Origin of the sequence: Wolbachia endosymbiont (group A) of Chalcis sispes (assembly GCF_964026765.1) — a bacterium.
GTDB lineage: Bacteria > Pseudomonadota > Alphaproteobacteria > Rickettsiales > Anaplasmataceae > Wolbachia > Wolbachia pipientis.
In genome coordinates this window covers 255307-272657 of the sequence record NZ_OZ034697.1, presented here as the reverse complement: position 1 = coordinate 272657, position 17351 = coordinate 255307, and the positions used below count along the sequence as shown (strand labels likewise).

24 protein-coding genes are annotated in these 17351 nt (G+C 34.0%); 17 read left to right on the top strand and 7 right to left on the bottom strand.

Annotated elements, in window-relative coordinates; genetic code table 11:
- Positions 1–95 precede the first annotated feature (95 nt).
- From AAGD72_RS01400 to ispG, 9 genes are all read left to right on the top strand, one after another.
- The gene (locus AAGD72_RS01400) at positions 96–317 is read left to right on the top strand and encodes a hypothetical protein (protein WP_095742622.1); all 222 of its coding nucleotides are present in this window, start codon (positions 96–98) and stop codon (positions 315–317) included.
- Positions 298–609, top strand: a complete 312-nt coding sequence (locus tag AAGD72_RS01395) for a type II toxin-antitoxin system RelE family toxin (protein WP_190321129.1) — start codon at positions 298–300, stop codon at positions 607–609. The genes AAGD72_RS01400 and AAGD72_RS01395 overlap by 20 nt, the downstream gene beginning before the upstream one ends.
- An 83-nt stretch (positions 610–692) precedes the next feature.
- A complete protein-coding gene (locus tag AAGD72_RS01390) occupies positions 693–914 on the top strand; it encodes a hypothetical protein (RefSeq protein WP_006279415.1) in 222 nt (73 codons plus the stop codon).
- Complete coding sequence (locus AAGD72_RS01385) at positions 905–1180, top strand: type II toxin-antitoxin system RelE family toxin (RefSeq protein ID WP_007550684.1); 276 nt, start codon at positions 905–907, stop codon at positions 1178–1180. The genes AAGD72_RS01390 and AAGD72_RS01385 overlap by 10 nt, the downstream gene beginning before the upstream one ends.
- Positions 1181–1351: 171 nt before the next feature.
- Positions 1352–1630: a YggT family protein gene (locus AAGD72_RS01380; protein ID WP_006279515.1), complete on the top strand. Its 279-nt coding sequence runs from the start codon at positions 1352–1354 to the stop codon at positions 1628–1630.
- Positions 1631–3745: an FtsK/SpoIIIE family DNA translocase gene (locus AAGD72_RS01375; protein WP_341814931.1), complete on the top strand. Its 2115-nt coding sequence runs from the start codon at positions 1631–1633 to the stop codon at positions 3743–3745.
- 155 nt (positions 3746–3900) lie between these two features.
- Complete coding sequence (locus AAGD72_RS01370; protein WP_209472690.1) at positions 3901–4410, top strand: hypothetical protein; 510 nt, start codon at positions 3901–3903, stop codon at positions 4408–4410.
- Between the two features lie 197 nt (positions 4411–4607).
- Positions 4608–5228: a TRP75-related protein gene (locus AAGD72_RS01365; RefSeq protein ID WP_341814930.1), complete on the top strand. Its 621-nt coding sequence runs from the start codon at positions 4608–4610 to the stop codon at positions 5226–5228.
- Between the two features lie 25 nt (positions 5229–5253).
- Complete coding sequence (gene ispG, locus AAGD72_RS01360; protein WP_070356735.1) at positions 5254–6534, top strand: flavodoxin-dependent (E)-4-hydroxy-3-methylbut-2-enyl-diphosphate synthase; 1281 nt, start codon at positions 5254–5256, stop codon at positions 6532–6534.
- A 229-nt stretch (positions 6535–6763) separates the two neighbouring features.
- Here the strand turns inward: ispG and AAGD72_RS01355 are convergent, their stop codons facing one another.
- The 7 genes from AAGD72_RS01355 to purE all read right to left on the bottom strand — a co-directional run bounded on the left by AAGD72_RS01355 (position 6764) and on the right by purE (position 12129).
- The gene (locus tag AAGD72_RS01355) at positions 6764–6928 is read right to left on the bottom strand and encodes an IS3 family transposase (protein WP_080717620.1); all 165 of its coding nucleotides are present in this window, start codon (positions 6926–6928) and stop codon (positions 6764–6766) included.
- Entirely contained in the window at positions 6918–7037 is a 120-nt protein-coding gene (locus AAGD72_RS06335) for a hypothetical protein (RefSeq protein WP_394356547.1), read from the bottom strand. Before AAGD72_RS06335 ends, AAGD72_RS01355 begins: the two co-directional genes overlap by 11 nt.
- Positions 7038–7166: 129 nt before the next feature.
- Positions 7167–7382, bottom strand: coding sequence for an IS3 family transposase (locus tag AAGD72_RS06330; RefSeq protein WP_353286574.1), 216 nt, complete (start codon positions 7380–7382; stop codon positions 7167–7169).
- Positions 7383–7504: 122 nt separating this feature from the next.
- On the bottom strand, positions 7505–7807 hold the full coding sequence (locus AAGD72_RS01350) for a transposase (protein ID WP_341814614.1): 303 nt from the start codon (positions 7805–7807) through the stop codon (positions 7505–7507).
- Positions 7808–8275: 468 nt separating this feature from the next.
- On the bottom strand, positions 8276–9232 hold the full coding sequence (locus AAGD72_RS01345) for an IS5 family transposase (protein WP_341814569.1): 957 nt from the start codon (positions 9230–9232) through the stop codon (positions 8276–8278).
- Between the two features lie 580 nt (positions 9233–9812).
- Positions 9813–11630 (bottom strand): DNA mismatch repair endonuclease MutL, encoded by a 1818-nt coding sequence (mutL, locus tag AAGD72_RS01340; RefSeq protein WP_341814929.1) that lies wholly within the window; start codon positions 11628–11630, stop codon positions 9813–9815.
- 7 nt (positions 11631–11637) lie between these two features.
- Complete coding sequence (gene purE, locus AAGD72_RS01335; protein WP_006280351.1) at positions 11638–12129, bottom strand: 5-(carboxyamino)imidazole ribonucleotide mutase; 492 nt, start codon at positions 12127–12129, stop codon at positions 11638–11640.
- A gap of 436 nt (positions 12130–12565) precedes the next feature.
- Between purE and AAGD72_RS01330 the strand changes: the two genes are divergently transcribed.
- The 8 genes from AAGD72_RS01330 to rpoD all read left to right on the top strand — a co-directional run bounded on the left by AAGD72_RS01330 (position 12566) and on the right by rpoD (position 17247).
- A complete protein-coding gene (locus tag AAGD72_RS01330) occupies positions 12566–12862 on the top strand; it encodes a helix-turn-helix domain-containing protein (RefSeq protein WP_012673420.1) in 297 nt (98 codons plus the stop codon).
- 60 nt (positions 12863–12922) lie between these two features.
- Positions 12923–13330 carry a DNA-directed RNA polymerase subunit omega gene (rpoZ, locus tag AAGD72_RS01325; RefSeq protein WP_007548528.1) on the top strand — a complete coding sequence of 136 codons (408 nt, stop codon included), beginning with the start codon at positions 12923–12925 and terminating at the stop codon, positions 13328–13330.
- Positions 13331–13358: 28 nt separating this feature from the next.
- Entirely contained in the window at positions 13359–13604 is a 246-nt protein-coding gene (locus tag AAGD72_RS01320; RefSeq protein WP_007548527.1) for a monovalent cation/H+ antiporter complex subunit F, read from the top strand.
- Positions 13605–13610: 6 nt separating this feature from the next.
- Positions 13611–13898, top strand: a complete 288-nt coding sequence (gene mnhG, locus AAGD72_RS01315) for a monovalent cation/H(+) antiporter subunit G (RefSeq protein WP_341814928.1) — start codon at positions 13611–13613, stop codon at positions 13896–13898.
- A 1-nt stretch (position 13899) separates the two neighbouring features.
- Positions 13900–14427 (top strand): DUF4040 domain-containing protein, encoded by a 528-nt coding sequence (locus AAGD72_RS01310; RefSeq protein ID WP_015589497.1) that lies wholly within the window; start codon positions 13900–13902, stop codon positions 14425–14427.
- Entirely contained in the window at positions 14420–14839 is a 420-nt protein-coding gene (locus AAGD72_RS01305; protein ID WP_006279705.1) for a Na(+)/H(+) antiporter subunit B, read from the top strand. The genes AAGD72_RS01310 and AAGD72_RS01305 overlap by 8 nt, the downstream gene beginning before the upstream one ends.
- Positions 14836–15147 (top strand): cation:proton antiporter subunit C, encoded by a 312-nt coding sequence (locus AAGD72_RS01300; protein WP_006279706.1) that lies wholly within the window; start codon positions 14836–14838, stop codon positions 15145–15147. The genes AAGD72_RS01305 and AAGD72_RS01300 overlap by 4 nt, the downstream gene beginning before the upstream one ends.
- 138 nt (positions 15148–15285) lie before the next feature.
- Positions 15286–17247, top strand: a complete 1962-nt coding sequence (gene rpoD, locus AAGD72_RS01295) for an RNA polymerase sigma factor RpoD (protein WP_341814927.1) — start codon at positions 15286–15288, stop codon at positions 17245–17247.
- The last annotated feature ends 104 nt before the right edge of the window (positions 17248–17351 follow it).

Below are 17351 nucleotides of genomic sequence, written 5' to 3'. Positions count from 1 at the left end.
TATATTTTTATACAGCCCTCCTTCCTTCCTTCCTTTATTGAAAAATTAAAAAAAATGTTGTAAAATAGCTATAGTAGTAGACTTTGGTAAAACTTATGGTAAATTCAAAAGTTAGTGTAACTTTCAACCCAGAAACTTCGCAGCATCTTGTTGAACTAGCTAGAGCCACCAAGCAGTCTGTTCAAAAATTAACAGAAAAGCTAGTCAAGGAAGCAATCGAACTTGAAGCGGAAGATATTGCATTTTCCAAAATTATTAGGGAGTTAAATTCTGATGATGCAGAAGAAGTAGAGGATAGTGAAGACATCTGGAAATAAGCAATACACCATTAAATATCTAAAGCATGTTCTTAAAAGAAATTTGCCTTCCTTGCCGGAAGATGTAAAGCCAAGTATTAAAGATGCAATAAAAGAGTATCTTGAGACTGATCCTATTGGTAACGGTGTGTTGCTACGCAAGAGATTAAAGGAACATAGAAGAATAAAAGTTGCTGATGATTATCGTATTGTCTACCGTGTAAATACTGTAAAACGTATAGTAATTATTGTTTTAATAGGACACAGGGACAATATTTACAAGCAGGCAATATTGGACCTACTGAAACATTAAATATATTTTTATACACCACTCCTTTCTTTATTGAAAAATTAAAAAAAATGTTGTATAATTATTAGTGGACTTTGGTAAAACATATGGCAAATTCAGGCATTAACATAGCTCTTAGCGAAGAAACTTTAAAGCATCTTGCTGAATTATCTGAATTTACTAAACAGCCCGTTCAAGAATTAGCAGGAAAACTATTTAGAGAAGCAGTTGAGCTTGAAATGGAGGATTTTTTAGTATCTAAAATTTCTGATGAGCGTGATGTTGAAGGTGCAGAAACAGTTGATTTTGAAGATATTAAGTGGGATTAGAGCGTTACAAGGTTAAGTCTCTAAAGAGTGTTGTTGAAAAAGATTTACCAAACCTTCCAAAGATAATAAGGCTAAGAGTTCAAAAGGCTATAAAAGAACGTCTTACAGTTGACCCAATAAATTTTGGTGAACCACTACATCATAACTTAAAAGGATGTAGAAGGCTAAGAGTTGGTGACTATCGTGTAATTTACAGAGTAAATCAATTAGATCATATAGTAACTATCACAGAGATAGGACATAGAGATGATATTTATAAGAAATAAATATCAACATTAATATATATTATACACCCCTCCTTCCTTGTCCATTCTCTACTTTAGGTGGCTTTGCGCAGCTCAAAAAATGAAGTTTTTTTTGGTTCAGCAAAAACAACATTTTGAGTTTGAAAAGGCTAAATACTTGTCTTTTATATAACTTTCGTGTAATAGATATGTATGCATCCAATCATATATCTACTCAATACGTTACTTGATCTTTATAGCTTCATTCTAATATGTTGGGTTGTCCTAAACTGGCTGGTTAAACTTAATATGGTGAACATATATAATGAAACTGTCAGTAGCATAATGCACATCTTGAACCAATTGACATATCCACCACTAAAGATTATTAGAAGATATATACCACCGTTCAACGGATTAGATTTATCTATAATGATATTGCTAATAACAATTCACTTTGTAAAATATACAGTAGCTTACTACTTTAGGTAGATGTTAAAAAAATATCTAAAATCAGCAATATATCTATCCCTTTTAATATATATATATATATCAGTTTTTAGCTATAACTATAAAGATCCTTCCTTAAACACGGCTACAAATGAGGAAGTGACAAATTTAGGTGGAATAGTAGGTTCATATTTAGCTGATATATTGGTTCAATTTCTTGGATTAACTAGTGTTACAATAGCTACAACCATAGTTTACTTGTTGATCTTCAGGCCATCAAAAAGGCTGCTAAAAATTCTCTATTTAATATTAATCAATTTAGGGATATGTGCTATACTACCACAACTTTCGCTAGGCATCACTGCAAGGTACAGACACAGTGGAATAATAGGGAATGCACTAATTAATAACTGCCCGTTTTATATATTTGTGATAGTAACATCAATAGGTCTTGTAGGATCTGTTGGTTGGAAGAGAACAATTTACTCTCTATTCTTCTTATGTAAAAAAATAGCTTGCTTATTTGTAAATGTTCCATTCTTCAGATCACATAAAACTACTGAGTATTCAATTGCACCATTAGTAGTAGAAGAAAAACATAGAACTAAAATCACTACTAAACAACAACCAAAAGAAAGACAGAAAAAAGCTACCGAGGAGATTTTAAGTGAGTTTAAGTTTCCAAGTATCCATTTACTTTCTAAAGCAGAAGAGTCTTTGCAGAGAAAACAGCTAAATGAAATGGAGAGCAATAAAAATTTATCTCTGCTGGAACAAGTCCTGAGTGATTTTGGCGTGCAAGGAAAAATTATCAGTGTATGCTATGGGCCGGTTGTGACTTTGTACAAACTTGAACCACAAGCTGGCACGAAATCTGCAAGAGTAATTGGCCTTGCAGATGACATTGCACGTTCGATGAGTGCACTCTCTGCACGTATTTCAATAATTCGTGGGCAAAATGCTATGGGAATAGAGTTGCCGAACAAGGAACGGGAAATTGTAATGCTGCGTGATTTGCTTGAATCCCCAGAATACCAAAATGCAAACTTAAATCTCCCAATTGCGCTTGGCAAAGAAATAAGTGGAAAACCAGTTATTGCAGATCTAACTAAAATGCCCCACTTGCTCGTTGCTGGAACCACAGGGTCTGGTAAATCAGTTGCGATTAACACTATGATTCTTTCACTCGTTTATCGATTAAGTCCTGATGAATGTAAGATGATAATGATCGACCCAAAAATGCTTGAGCTTTCAATATATGATGCAATACCGCATCTAATAACGCCAGTAGTAACAGAGCCAAAAAAGGCTGTTATCGCTCTTAAGTGGATAGTGAAAGAAATGGAAAACCGCTATCGCATGATGTCGTATTTGAATGTACGCAATGTTATAAACTATAATCAAAAAATCACAGAAGCGATGAATAGTGGAATAGAATTGGAGCGCGTTGTACAGATTGGCTTTAACTCAACAACAGGTAAGCCTTTGTTTGAAAAAATACCAATCAAGATGGAAATATTTCCGTATATTGTAGTGATCGTGGATGAAATGGCAGATTTGATGCTTGTTGCCGGCAAAGAAATAGAGTGCTCTATTCAACGCTTAGCTCAGATGGCTCGTGCTGCAGGAATACACATCATAATGGCAACACAACGCCCATCTGTGGATGTGATCACAGGTGTGATAAAGGCGAACTTTCCAACGAGAATCAGTTTTGCTGTTACTTCTAAGATAGATAGTCGCACAATACTTGGCGAACAAGGGGCTGAACAATTGCTTGGTATGGGTGATATGCTTTATATGGCCTCTGGTGGTAAGATTATTCGAATTCACGGCCCATTTGTGAGCGATGATGAGGTACAAGATATAGTTGATCATCTGAAAATGCAAGGTGAGCCAAATTATATGGAGGAAATTACCAAAGAAGATGAAAATTCTTCTGTGGAATCAGAAGGTGAAAGAGAGGATGAAGAAAACGACCTCTACAATCAAGCAGTGGCCATCATTCAAAGAGATCAAAAAGTTTCAACCAGTTACATTCAGCGACAACTTAGAATAGGCTATAACAGAGCAGCAAACATCGTTGAAAGAATGGAAAAGGAAGGTATTGTCAGCGCTCCAAATTACTCAGGGAAAAGAGAGATATTGGTTGAATAACAATCTTGTAATACCTTAATTTAAGTTTCCGCACTTTCAAAAAGCAAGTCAAACAAAATTATTAAAAGGTCAATACATAATGACAGTTAATTTAATAATAATTTAAACATTTGGAATGTAAAATTATAATATATTAATTAGCTAGGAGGTTAAAAATGTCTTTGTGGGAACGTATTATGTATAATTTTAAGGGTCTTGATAAGTTAGCAATAGAAGAATTGCAAAAAAGAGTGGGAGAACTAGAGAAGGTATCAGGGAACTTCGCAGGTTTGGAACAAGAAGTAATCAAACTGTCGGGTGAATTCACGGGAAATTTTAAAGAGCTATTAGGTAAATTCGACGGTTTGAACGATAAATTCGATGGTTTGCAAGAAAAGCTTACAGGCTTGCAAGAAAACTTCACAGGTTTAGAAGAAAAAGTGAAAACACTTACAGAAGCAGTAGCAGATCAAGAAAAAATAATGGCAACTTGTATCATAGTCAGTGCTGTTGCCGCAATAGCGGTCGCTTCTTTTGTTGCATTCTGTATCTATCAGGGAGTTAAGCTTGATAAAGAGAAGAAAAACGACTTATCTAAAGATACGCCAGACGCAAAACTTAGTAATGTAGATACTACCGATGGTACTGAAAAACTACAGAATAACTTAAAAGTTGCAAACATATAGCTGCATAACACTTTTCTTGAAAAGGTGTTACGCAACTTGTAACACCTTACTCTTCTCTTAGTCTGCGTAGGTTTTTTTGATAGCAAACATATCACTTTTTAGAAAAATATTTGTATTGTAAAGTTAGTAAAGATTCTGGTTTACTTAAAGTTTGTTAATTGCTATCTTTTAAAACACGATATTTACTATAGCACCATATGCTTAGGGTTTTTTCTAAAATTTTATTTATATTAATGTTTTTGGTTTCTAGCTTTTTTACTGTGCATAGTGCTGAAGCTAAATCTAAGCTCAGTAAGAGATACATACCTCCTGGTAACCCTGGTGGTGCAAACTTTCATACAGATGAGGATTTTGCTGAGTCATATAAACTGTATGAGAAGCGTAGGGAATTGCTCAAGAAAAAAAAATTACAAGATCGAGCTATAAATAAAGAAGATCTAATCAAAAAATTAAAAGAGAAAAAAATTGCTAGTCTTGATAATGAGCCAAATGACATGGAAGCTTGCATAGTCGACGATGAAGAGAGCGCTATGATAAATCAGCATGGTATTAATATCGCACGTTTAAGGGGTGCTGTATTTATAGATCAAGAGCCAGTTTTCCAGTATGAAAATAAGCAGCATGAAAGTGAACAACAAGAAGAGAAGAAAGTTACTTCAACACGAGAAAAAAAAGTTTCTCCTATGAATATCACTATAAAAAAAACTCCATCAAGAAGAACATGCTCACATGATTCTATTGCTAATTTGGATAACGTAGATGCTTATAGTTTGAATGGTTCAAGTTCATTTGGTAGTGTAGCTGACACAGTAAAATAGTATCACAATATTGGCCATTAATAATATGCTAGATAAAGACCTGATATTGAATGATAATACATATGAATTATCGCAGATTTCCAGGCACAAAACTCATGTTGTAGAAGTTGGAAAAGTAAAGATAGGCGGAAATAATCCTGTAGTTGTACAATCTATGGCGCTTGGCGTGCATATAGATGCTGATAATATAAAAAGTAGCGCAAAACATTATGCAAAAGAGATAACAGAACTAGCGCGTACAGGTTCAGAATTGGTGCGAATTGCCTTGAACTCAGAGGAGGTAGCAAGAGCAATACCTTATATAGTAGAAGAGATAAATAAAGAAGGTTTTGACGGTAAAATATTGGTAGGCTGCGGTCAATATGAGCTAGATAAATTAGTTCAAGATTATCCAGACAACATCAAAATGCTGGGTAAAATTAGAATCAATCCAGGCAATATAGGCTTTGGCGACAAACGTGATGAGAAGTTTGAAAGGGTGATAGAGTATGCAATAATGCACGATCTTCCGGTTAGAATTGGGGTAAATTGGGGTAGTCTTGATAAATACCTTTTGCAAAAATTGATGGATGAAAACTCTTCGCTTAGTAATTCAAGGCCTTCTGATGTTATACTGCGCAAAGCACTTGTAATGTCTGCTCTTGATAGTGCAAAAAAAGCTGAAGAAATTGGTCTAAATTCAAACAAAATAATCATTTCATGTAAAGTTAGCAAAGTACAAGATTTAATTTTAGTTTATATGGCACTTGCAAAATCTTCCAATTATGCGCTGCATTTGGGTTTAACTGAGGCTGGTATGGGCAATAAAGGTGTGGTAAATACCGCAGCAGGGCTTACTTATTTATTGCAAAATGGCATTGGAGATACAATACGGGCTTCTTTGACTCAACGTCCTGGTGAATCGCGTACTAATGAAGTGGTGGTGTGTCAGGAAATATTGCAGTCTATAGGCTTGCGACACTTTAACCCTCAGGTTAATTCATGTCCTGGTTGTGGGCGCACGAGTAGCGATCGTTTTCGTATATTAACTGAAGAGGTGAATGGCTATATAAAAACTCATATGCCGATGTGGAAGAAAAAAAATCCAGGTGTAGAGCATATGAACATTGCTGTTATGGGATGCATAGTAAATGGTCCTGGAGAAAGCAAACACGCAAATTTGGGAATCAGCTTACCTGGATATGGAGAAAAACCTGTTTCAGCAGTCTACAAAAACGGCAAATATTTCAAAACTTTACAAGGTGATAATGTCTCTGAAGAATTTAAGGCAATTATTGATAATTATGTGAAGAAGCATTACACGTAACCTTTCACGGTTAATTAATAGATAAATCGCAAATAAAAAAGAAAATTAAACCTTGTTTTTCTTTTTTCGTTGGGAATGTTCAAAAAAGTGTGTCAAACCGAAAAAAAAGTAATAAATTGATATAAAAAAAATGGAGGTTTGACTGACCTTACCCAGAAAAAGTGGAGAGAAAGTTTGGAATGTTTTTCACAAAGAGAATGATGAATCAAAATGCTCAGGAATGCAATAGTTAATAGTGACGTTGTTTGTTATAAAAAATTTCTATATATTCAAATATAGCAGTTTTGATATGCTGTTTAGAGTGCCGAGAGGTGTCTATTGGTAACTCCCTTTTTAGAGAACTGAAGAAGCTTTCCACAACAGAATTGTCGTAACAACAACCTTTATAACTCATCTATGTTTTTTATGGATAAGAGATATTGATAACCTTGCGAAGTATATTGTGAACCTTGATCACTATGTAATAGTAGATTTTTGGCAGGTTTACGCTTGTTAACGGCCATTAATAAAGAGTCCATAACCAATTGTTTATTTATTGAACTGCTCATTAACTACCATGCGTGAATATAGATCGATTATTGTTGCCAAATATAGCCATCCTTCTTTGGTTTTTATATAAGTAATCCCATACTTTATTTGGTTGATCGACAATAAAGTTTTGGTCTAATATATTGGGAGCTACTGTCCGTTTGTTGTTTCTTAATTTTAAATTTTCTTCTCAATATAGCCTGAATACCATTTTTCTGCATAATACTTTGCACTGTTTTTAAGTTGCAACTTTTACCCAAAGCCTTCAATTCAGCATGAATTTTAGGAGCTCCATATCTACATTTAGAAACTTGATATATTTTTTGAATAGCTGCGAGTAGCTCTTTATTTGCTGATTCTCTACTGCTTATTTTTCTTGTGGTCCACTTATAGTAGCCACTAGCAGAAAATCCTACATAATTCCTGTACTTTATAGCAGTTACTATATAAAAAAATATTTTACTCCTTTTGACTGGCCAGGGCTTTTTTTTAAATGTCTCTTTCCCTTGTTACTCTTGCTTTGTAAATCAAACCTCTCTTTGTCGTAAGGAGCCATGTTACCTCTACCTGGAAATGCATCTGCTGCCGACTTTTTTTCGTTGTGTTTCTTTATCCATTTTCCTAATAAACCACCCTTTATTCCTAAATCCTTTGCTATTTTTGTAATTGTTTGACCTGCCTTTCTTTGTTCATTTGCCAGTTTAACAGCTTCCAATTTGAATTCTGCCGTATATTCTCTTGCCATTTCTAATCCTCCAAAATTTTATTTTACCCGAAAAAACTCCTTTCTTTCTCTCCACTTTTTCTGGGTAAGGTCAAAATCTGGGATTCGGCCTTAATGGCATTAGCGTCGCATCAGCTTCACCCTCCCTGTGAGGTATTTTAGCTCTAATGCCTCACATCATAAAGATACAAGTGTCAAGCTACTTGGATGACAGGGGAGGGAGGCACTGGGATGACAGGAGAAGGTAGTGGGAGACACCCTGACAACCGTCATCCCGCTGCTTGTTAGCGGGATCTAGAGATACCGCGAATGAATCGCGGCATGACGTAGGACTGCTTTCATTCCAGTGCTTGACACTGGAATCCAGCCTTTCTGCAATCTTATCGAAAACGTTGTAACCACTTTCTATGCTAGTTTGCTTGTGAGCAACCTGGATTCCAGTGGGCTTTGTTGCATCGCTCTTCGGATAGTAGGTAACGCACAATAAATTTATGAAGCTATCTCAAATTTAGCCATACCAATATCAGTGAACTTATTGAGCAAATAGCATTTAACAAGTAGTTCCTTCTCACGATTAATCTCAGATTTGCTCCTAAAACTAAACCCAAATATTCGCTTCAACCTTGAGAAAAATCCTTCAATATACGATCTTTTTCCGTAATTTACTTCTTCTTTCCATCTTTTTATACCATTCTCACCATGTAATTTCATTAACTGAATAGCGGCATTTCTATCAAGCATATAATCCAATTTTGGATGCTCTGCTGCGTTGTTTTTCGGAGGAATTTTCGTTTTTATACCATATTGATTACACAGCTTATAGAGCTTTTCTCTATCATATGCCCTATCTGCATATAGTACTTTTATGACATACTGAAAATCGACTTCTTTTAGCAAATCACAAGCTCCATAGTGATCAGAGTAGACACCATTACTGTATTTTACAGCTATGGCTTTTTTGCTGTTTGTATTCAACATTACATGCAATTTTCTTGTCTGTTCATAGCTGCGATACTTTCTATCTTCGCTATTTTCCTTGCTATGACCAGGAGTGTTGTTGTATATACTAATTCCTGTACTGTCTATAGCAATTTCGATATCTTCCATATTATTTTTATCAATTCTGCAATCATTGATCTTAATATTAAGTTTCTTAAACCTTCTTGATGATTGTGAATAGCTGATAACTTGCAAATTTTTCCCAATTTGCTCAAGGTATCCTGCTATAAACCCAACTGTTTGCCTCAGGCCTATTCTAAATAAACAAGTTATTATGTGCACCAAAATTACAACTTTATCGCTATAAATATTGTTGCCACCTGGTATTTTTGGACCATTCTCGTACCACTTTTCTATGGCTTCGTTGATATAATGAAAAATATTTCCTCTTTTTTCTAGAAATTTGTTATATTCGCTATGGTTACTGACCCTCATTTTTTGTGGCATATTTTTTCTTTCAAGGTTAAATGGCTATTTTATAATGAATTTTGTCAGTAGCCACCAGATTTTTTCAGTTGCTATGCAACAAAGCCATCCAGATTGGATACTGAGTTGGTGAGTATAAAAGTATAGCTTCTACGTCATACCACTGCGGTATCTCTTAGCCGCTAACACGTAGCGGGATGACGATTGTCGGTGAACTTAAGTTACTTTAGCCATAAATATTTAAGAAATTTACCAAACGAAAAAAAGGCAAAAGAAGCCCCGAGTAGCGAGTTTTGACTCTATATTACTGTAAGTGGCGCTGTAATAATGTGCTGACGCTTAGTTTAAGCGCGGTTTGGCTGAATGTAGAAAAAATTTAAAAGACATGCAGCCGCTATAATTTTATGTAATCCGCCAAAAAATACCCTAAGTTTTTTACTGAATTTTGTCATTGAGCCTGCAGGTCAAAAACAAGTTTTGAGTCATAAATACCCTTAATGCCATAATAAGGGGGCTGGCGGAGTTTGTCAAGCAAGTTTTTTCGTTTAATCCGTTTCTATGAGCTACTTGGATGATGAGGTTACATATTTATGACCACCTCTTATTTCCGCTCAAACAGTTTTTCAATATCACTCAATTTCATTTCTATATAAGTTGGTCTTCCGTGGTTGCATTGCCCGGAATATGGGGTTTTTTCCATTTGTCTAAGCAGCACATTCATTTCTTCTAATCTCATTTTCCTGCCTGCTCTAATTGATCCATGACAAGCGATAGTGGCCAATATTTTGTTCACTTTATCTTCTACTGGCAATGTATCTTCTATTTCCGTTAATCTATCGACTATATTAATTAGCATCTCTTTCACATCTATTGCTCCCAAAATTGCAGGGATTTCTTTTACTATCACTTTATTTTCTGATTTGATTTCAATATCAAAACCCATTTCAAATAACCTATCTTTATAGATTTCAATCATCTCCATTCCGGCTTGATTTTTGATTTCAACCGTTTCAGGAAGAAGTAGTTTTTGTCTTTTTATACTTGATTTTTGTTTTAAGCATTCATATACTAGTCTTTCATGGGCTGCATGCTGATCGACTATAATCAATTTGTCCCTTACCTCTGCAATAATATAAGTATTATAGACCTGACAGCGTGCAAACCCGAGCGGGTGGCTCTCTATCAAATCAACTTGCTCTAACACCTTTTTTTCCAGAACCATAGTCTCCGCTTGTGATGGAAATTTCTGTATGCCGGTATAATCAAACGATTTTGACTGTTCTGATAAGCCTTTTGCTTTTTCATTTGGAGAAGCAAATTCTTTTATTAGTTGATTTTCAAAAGGACTTGGCCTTCTTTCATTTTGAACATCAGGTTTATCAAAAGGATCTGGCAATGTTGAATCCATTTTCTGGTCATGCGCTGGAAAGGTGCCTATCCTTCTTGACAATGCTTTAATTAATCCTCTTGTCATTATCTCATATATGAGCTTCTTATTCTGAAACCTTACTTCTGACTTATTTGGATGCACGTTTACATCTACTTGATCATAAGGTATCTCTAAATGTAACGCTGCAAAAGGATACCTATCGCTTGGAATAAAATCATGATATGCATACCTAACTGCGCCAATAAGTAAATTATCTTTAATTGGCCTTCCATTAACAAACGTATAGATCTGAGTTGACTTACCACGATTGACGGTCGGTTTACAGATGTGTCCCGTAAGTTTAATGCCGTCTTCTTCTTCATTAATCTCCAGAGAACTGCCCTGAAATTTTTCTTCTACTTCACACAATCTATGAAATAACGAAGTCTGCTTAGCGTATTTTAAGAGCTTTTTATTACCTGAAGTGAGAGTAAACCCTATATGATAGTTAATCATTGCTAGGTTGTTTACAATATCAACAATGCTTTGAGTTTCTGCTCTTTCAGTTTTTAGAAATTTTAGTCTATTTGGAGTGGCAAAAAATAAATCTCGTACTTCAATATGTGTGCCTTGTGATAAAGAGTAAGGAGTTTGCTCCCCTATTTTCTCTCCACCCTCATAACTTATAGACCATGCTTCATTTGCTTCTCTTGCCTTAGACGATAATTTTATCCTACTTACTGCTGCTATTGAAGGCAGAGCTTCTCCTCTAAAGCCAAGATGCTTGATTTCTATCAACTCATTGTCGCTCAATTTTGAAGTAGCATGGCGCATAAACGCAAGTTCTAAATCGTTTTTTTCTACTCCGTTACCATCATCTGTCACAATAATAAGGTTACGCCCACCACTTTCTATTTTAATCTCTATTTCTAAACTTCCAGCATCTATTGCATTTTCCACTAATTCCTTTACTACACTTGCTGGCCTTTCTATCACCTCCCCCGCTGCTATACGGTTTATGGTTTTTGTGTCTAAAAGAATTATTGCCATAGATTTATTATGAAACTGGTTTTTCTTTTACTTCTTTGGTCTGTTTCTCTCTCCACTTTTTTAACCTACCTGCAATTTCACTGTTGGAAATTGACAATATAGATACGGCAGTAATGGCAGCATTATATGCTCCATTTTCTCCTATAGACATGGTTGCAACTGGAACACCCTTTGGCATTTGAACTATAGAGAGTAGACTGTCCAGCCCATTTAATTGTTTACTATGCACAGGAACGCCGATAACTGGTAAACAAGTTAGTGACGCAACCATACCAGGTAAATGAGCTGCACCTCCTGCACCAGCTATAATAACCTTAAAACCTTCTTCTTGTGCAGATTTAGCAAAATTGAAGAGCCTTTCTGGTGTTCTATGTGCAGATATTATGAATATATCATGTGAAACTTCTAATGCTTTTAACATATCAACAGTATGGACCATAGTGGTGTAATCTGACTCACTTCCCATAATAACAGCAACATCTTTTTTTATTTTTGTCATATTCAACACAATTTTACTTACTAACTAAATAATGTTCCAGCTAAAAAGCAACAAATATTTAAATTATATTATAAATATAATATATAGAATTCTCGTTAAAATAGAAATTTTAAAAATTTAAATAAATATTTATATTAAGATATAGAGATATAAACTTCTTATGTAAGATAAATTTATAAAATAATTATTTTTGTATTTCAAGCTTTGTAATCTTAGCTTGTTCTTTCTATAAATGGTTTTTTCAGATAGACTGATGGTAAAATGGTAATTTAAAATTACTAGAAATTTGATAAAAATATTAATATATAATCAACTTAAAGTTTTAAATATTGATATCATATAATTATTGACAAGTTACATGATATTAATATCTTGGTATATTAAATATTATGTTATAATATTTAATAAAGTTAATTGATATGTGAGTGTAAGAATTATGGAAATAATATCGTTAAATAACTTAGACAGTGCAGGAATAAAAACAAAGTTGCTTTATATAATAAATAAAATTGTAGAAAAAAATGCTTGGACTCAGGCTTTTGCAGCTGAGAAACTTGGTATTGATCAGCCAAAGGTATCGCAAATTAAAAATGGTAAAATAGATGGTTTTTCTTTAGAGCGATTGTTAGGATTTCTAAAAAAACTTGATCATGAGATAACAATCACGATGACAGAAAGCCAAGAAATAAAATCTGAGGCAGAAAAAGTAAAACATGAAGTTGAATCGCAATAGATACAAAGTTGACAACTTGTTTTTTGTGATATAGTATAAAACTTATTAAGGTAGTATCTTATGGCTGAGTCTATTGTAGAAAAGTGTATAGAACGGGTAAGTAACCGTTTCAAATTGGTTCTGTTGGCAAGTCAAAGAACACATGATTTAAATACAGGGGCAAGTAATCCAATTCAAGCAGCTAAGTTTAAAGGTCATAAAAATACCATAGTTTCCTTACATGAAATAGCAGGAAAACAGGTGGATACTCATGAGCTGTTTAGCCTTTTGGTAGGTAGATGCAAGGAATACATGAAAGGAAATATGAATAATGTTTACAGCAGTAATACAAGTAAGCTAGCGAATTTATTAAATTTTTCTGATAACACAGATCTTGATGCAAGTCAAGAAAGCCAAGATTATGAAGTGGATGGTGAAATAGATGATGAAATAAATGATCAAGATGGCGATGAAGAAGTATCCGTTTAGAAATCTACTGAAGTCACATAGTCTTTAAATGATTTGCATTGCTATCTATACACTGTTGTTCTGTATGAGTGTAATGTTGTGTTGCATAGTGTCTAAGTCAAATGATGTGTACAATAAGGTTTTAGCGTTCAATAATTTCTCAACGCAAGTAGTTGTACTTATAACAGCAATATCAATCATTCTGAATAATTTTTTTTTAATTGATATAGCATTGTTGTATGCTAGCGTTAGCTTTATATCAACTATAGCACTAATGAGATTAATGTTGTTTTGATAATTTATGATAGGATCCATTTTCATATTTTTAGGTATTTGTTTGATAATTATTTCAAATATAGGGGTGATCAGATTTCCTGATTTCTATACTAGGTTACATGCAGCAGGTATTACAGATTCTAGCGGTGCAACGTTATTGTTAATTGCTTTTGCTTTGCAGAATGGATTTTCAATCAATACTGTTAAAATAGTATTATTAATTTTTATAATATGGGTAGCTAACTCAACTAATAGCTATATTTTAGCGCGCACTCATTATAAAGTTAAGAAAAAAACTGTTAAAGAAGGCTAAGGTGTTAGAAATATTAAATGTAGTGTTACTTTTGTTGTTACTAACAGTTACGGTTTTTATAGTTTTCTCGCGACATTTAGTCGTAAGTGCTGTTCTAATGTGTGTATTTAGTTCACTGATTGCGCTTATATACTTAATTATGAATGCACCTGATGTTGCAATTACTGAAGCTTCTGTTGGTGCGGGGCTCAGTACAGTTTTTACGTTTGCAGCACTCTCCTTGATAAAGAATCATAAAGTAAATCTATCTCATAACCCTATAACGCTTTTTTTTATGTTATTTCTGGCTGTATGTTTGTCATATTTTATGATTCAATTGCCAGATTTTGGCAGCCACAATGCTCCGATCCACTTGCATGTTGCTCCTTATTATGTGGAAAATACCGAAAAAGCTACCGGTATTCCTAATATAGTGACAGCTATTTTGGCAAGCTTTCGTGGTTATGACACGTTTGGAGAAACTATAGTAGTTTTTACTGCTGCGCTTTGTATAACGTTGATATTAAAAGAAGAAAAAGAAAATGATTAAAGATCCGATATTAAATGCAGTAACATTTTTGATGATACCTTTTATCATTTTATTTGGTTTATACATACAATTTCACGGTGATTACACTCCGGGTGGAGGTTTTCAAGCAGGAATAATTATTGCCTCCGGGATAATATTATATTCAATGCTATTTGGTGTATCTACAACTCTAAAAGCAATACCTTATTCTGTGATTAGATTGACTAACGTGTTAGGTATTTTAATTTATGGAGGAACGGGCGTTGCAACAACTTTACTTGGCCAAAATTTTTTATCTTATGATATCTTGTTAACCAATAATAGAACCGGTCAAAAATTAGGTATTTTTTTGGTGGAATTAGGTGTAGCATTTACTGTCTGCTCCTCTATGTTAATTATATATATAAATTTTGCTCGTAGGAAAAAACAATGACTTTATATAATTATACGATTATTATTGTATTAATGGTGCTAGGTTTATATATTATTATAAACGATAAAAATTTAATCAAGAAAATGATAGGGGTAAGCGTCTTCCAAGCATCTGTTTTGTTATTTTACATATCTCTAGGATATATAAAAAGTTCCTTGCCTCCTATATTGGTTTCAAATTTTTATTCATATAGCAATCCTATACCCCATGTTTTAATGCTTACTGCTATAGTGGTTGGAATTGCAACATTTTCAGTTGGATTATCCATAGCAGTAAAAATGGAAGAAAAGTATGGAACAATCGATTAAGACAAGTGTACATAAATTAACAGTATCTTAAACTATATGAAGTAACAAATAGCCACAAGTTAAAAGTAAAATTATAGACTTGCTCGTTGTAAGTTTGTTTGTTAATAAGAAATAAAATTATAAACTATAAAGGTAATGATGTCAACTATTAATGATGCAGAAGATAAGAAAAAAATTATCAAAGATCTGGTAACTAAGAGTATAAAAAAGGGTGGTTTTATCACCTTTGATGATATAAATGATAAATTATCAGATGAAAATTTTTCGTCTGACTTTATAGATGATGCTATATCTTTATTGCAGGATTCCGGAATTAATGTGCTTGAAAGTAGCGAAGATGAAGAAGATATTCCTTCCAACAGTGATGATAGTAAACTTGATGATGATGACACATCGCCAAATGTTACTGCAACTTTAGTACAAAATGATGATCCAGTGAGGATTTATTTACAAGACATGAGCTCCGTAAAGCTTTTATCAAGGGCAGATGAAATCGAGATAGCAAAAAAAATTGAATCTGAAAAGCATAACATGTTACGTGCAATAATTGAAACATCAGTAACATTAAAGGTGATAAAAGTATGGCGTGATGATTTAAGTAATGGAGCTCTCTTACTGAGAGAAATTATAGATCTGGATGCAATTTATAACTCTGATTTTAATGTGGTACCCAAAGAAGAAAGTGAAGAAAGTGAAGAGAGTGAAGAAAGTGCTGAAGATGTTGAGGATTCTGAGGATGTTTCTGAAGATGCTGAGTACTGTAGTGATGATGAGAAAGATAGTAAAAAAAGTGATGATGAGAAAGACGGTAATAATGAAGATATAAGTTCAGTCAATTTAAATGTTTCTATTCTTGAAATGGAAAGTGACTTATTGCCAAAGGTCATAGTTGCATTGGATGAGATAATTACTTTAACAAATGAAGCGTTGATATTAAGAAAAAATTCTAAAAATTTCTCTAATGAGCTAGAAAATTTGTATAATCAAATATGGTCTATAGCATTACAAATTAAGTTAAGTGATGCTGCTGTTGCCAGAATTACACAAGAACTTTATAAGATAAATAGATCCATTACGCTTGAAGAGGCTAATCTTATTGCTGAGGCTAGAAAATACGATATCGATAGAGAAAGTTTCTATAAAGTTTATGATGACGTGCTTTTAAAGCACGAATTGAAAAAGATAAGTCTTTTAAAGATCAATGAAAATCAGTCCTCTTTTACAGGTGAATTAAAAAACAAATTTTTAAGGTTTATAGACGATAACTCTGAACATATAGCTAGTACCTTGAACGGTATTAAGCAGCATATACAGGAAGATAACGTACAAGAATTTAAGGAGCTAATCAAGAGAATACAAAAACACGAACGAGAAGTCTCTGAAGCAAAGCAAGAAATGATTAAGGCTAACTTAAGGCTAGTAGTTTCCATTGCTAAGAAGTATTCAAAAAGAGGCCTTGATCTGCTTGATTTGATACAAGAAGGCAATATTGGTCTTATGAAGGCCGTGGATAAGTTTGATTACAAACGTGGATATAAATTTTCAACTTATGGCACTTGGTGGGTAAGACAATCAATCACTAGAGCAATACCTGAGCAGTCTAAAGTAGTTAGAATACCAGTTCATATGGTGGAAATTATCAGTAAAATCAACAGAGCATTAAGAAAGATGACTCATGAGATGGGAAGAGAGCCGACGTTAGAGGAATTGAGTGTAGAACTGACAATGCCACTGGAAAGAATACGCAAAGTTATGAAAATAGCAAGGGATCCAGTAAGTCTTGAAGCTCCAACAGGAAAAGATGATAGTAGTACCTTTGGTGATTGTATAGAAGACAAGCGAGTCTCCAGGCCAGAGGATGCTGCAATACTTGCTGACTTGCGTGGCATTACAACCAATGTTCTTGCAACTTTAACACCAAAGGAAGAAAGAATTTTAAGAATGCGTTTTGGCCTTGGTAAAGATGGGAAGGAACATACCTTAGAAGAAGTAGGAAAAATTTTTAATGTAACACGTGAGAGAATTAGGCAAATAGAGGCAAAAGCACTGCGCAAGTTGAAACATCCAAGCCGTGCTAGAAAACTTAGAGGGTTCTTTTAAGTATACGTGTCAAGTTAAGAAGAAGCTGATTTTGCCCGGAAAAAGTGGAGAGCAAGTTAGGCCAAAGTTGTATAATTTCACCGCTATTTTTCTTTTTCTATGAA

Bases quoted from the DNA above. Each gene is read 5' to 3' on its own strand.
- AAGD72_RS01400 (WP_095742622.1), top strand. From the start codon at position 96: ATGGTAAATTCAAAAGTTAGTGTAACTTTCAACCCAGAAACTTCGCAG.
- AAGD72_RS01390 (WP_006279415.1), top strand. From the start codon at position 693: ATGGCAAATTCAGGCATTAACATAGCTCTTAGCGAAGAAACTTTAAAG.
- AAGD72_RS01380 (WP_006279515.1), top strand. From the start codon at position 1,352: ATGCATCCAATCATATATCTACTCAATACGTTACTTGATCTTTATAGC.
- AAGD72_RS01375 (WP_341814931.1), top strand. From the start codon at position 1,631: ATGTTAAAAAAATATCTAAAATCAGCAATATATCTATCCCTTTTAATA.
- AAGD72_RS01370 (WP_209472690.1), top strand. From the start codon at position 3,901: ATGTCTTTGTGGGAACGTATTATGTATAATTTTAAGGGTCTTGATAAG.
- AAGD72_RS01365 (WP_341814930.1), top strand. From the start codon at position 4,608: ATGCTTAGGGTTTTTTCTAAAATTTTATTTATATTAATGTTTTTGGTT.
- ispG (WP_070356735.1), top strand. From the start codon at position 5,254: ATGCTAGATAAAGACCTGATATTGAATGATAATACATATGAATTATCG.
- AAGD72_RS01355 (WP_080717620.1), bottom strand. From the start codon at position 6,928: ATGAGTTATAAAGGTTGTTGTTACGACAATTCTGTTGTGGAAAGCTTC.
- AAGD72_RS06335 (WP_394356547.1), bottom strand. From the start codon at position 7,037: ATGGCCGTTAACAAGCGTAAACCTGCCAAAAATCTACTATTACATAGT.
- AAGD72_RS01350 (WP_341814614.1), bottom strand. From the start codon at position 7,807: ATGGCAAGAGAATATACGGCAGAATTCAAATTGGAAGCTGTTAAACTG.
- AAGD72_RS01345 (WP_341814569.1), bottom strand. From the start codon at position 9,232: ATGCCACAAAAAATGAGGGTCAGTAACCATAGCGAATATAACAAATTT.
- mutL (WP_341814929.1), bottom strand. From the start codon at position 11,630: ATGGCAATAATTCTTTTAGACACAAAAACCATAAACCGTATAGCAGCG.
- purE (WP_006280351.1), bottom strand. From the start codon at position 12,129: ATGACAAAAATAAAAAAAGATGTTGCTGTTATTATGGGAAGTGAGTCA.
- AAGD72_RS01330 (WP_012673420.1), top strand. From the start codon at position 12,566: ATGGAAATAATATCGTTAAATAACTTAGACAGTGCAGGAATAAAAACA.
- rpoZ (WP_007548528.1), top strand. From the start codon at position 12,923: ATGGCTGAGTCTATTGTAGAAAAGTGTATAGAACGGGTAAGTAACCGT.
- AAGD72_RS01320 (WP_007548527.1), top strand. From the start codon at position 13,359: ATGATTTGCATTGCTATCTATACACTGTTGTTCTGTATGAGTGTAATG.
- mnhG (WP_341814928.1), top strand. From the start codon at position 13,611: ATGATAGGATCCATTTTCATATTTTTAGGTATTTGTTTGATAATTATT.
- AAGD72_RS01305 (WP_006279705.1), top strand. From the start codon at position 14,420: ATGATTAAAGATCCGATATTAAATGCAGTAACATTTTTGATGATACCT.
- AAGD72_RS01300 (WP_006279706.1), top strand. From the start codon at position 14,836: ATGACTTTATATAATTATACGATTATTATTGTATTAATGGTGCTAGGT.
- rpoD (WP_341814927.1), top strand. From the start codon at position 15,286: ATGTCAACTATTAATGATGCAGAAGATAAGAAAAAAATTATCAAAGAT.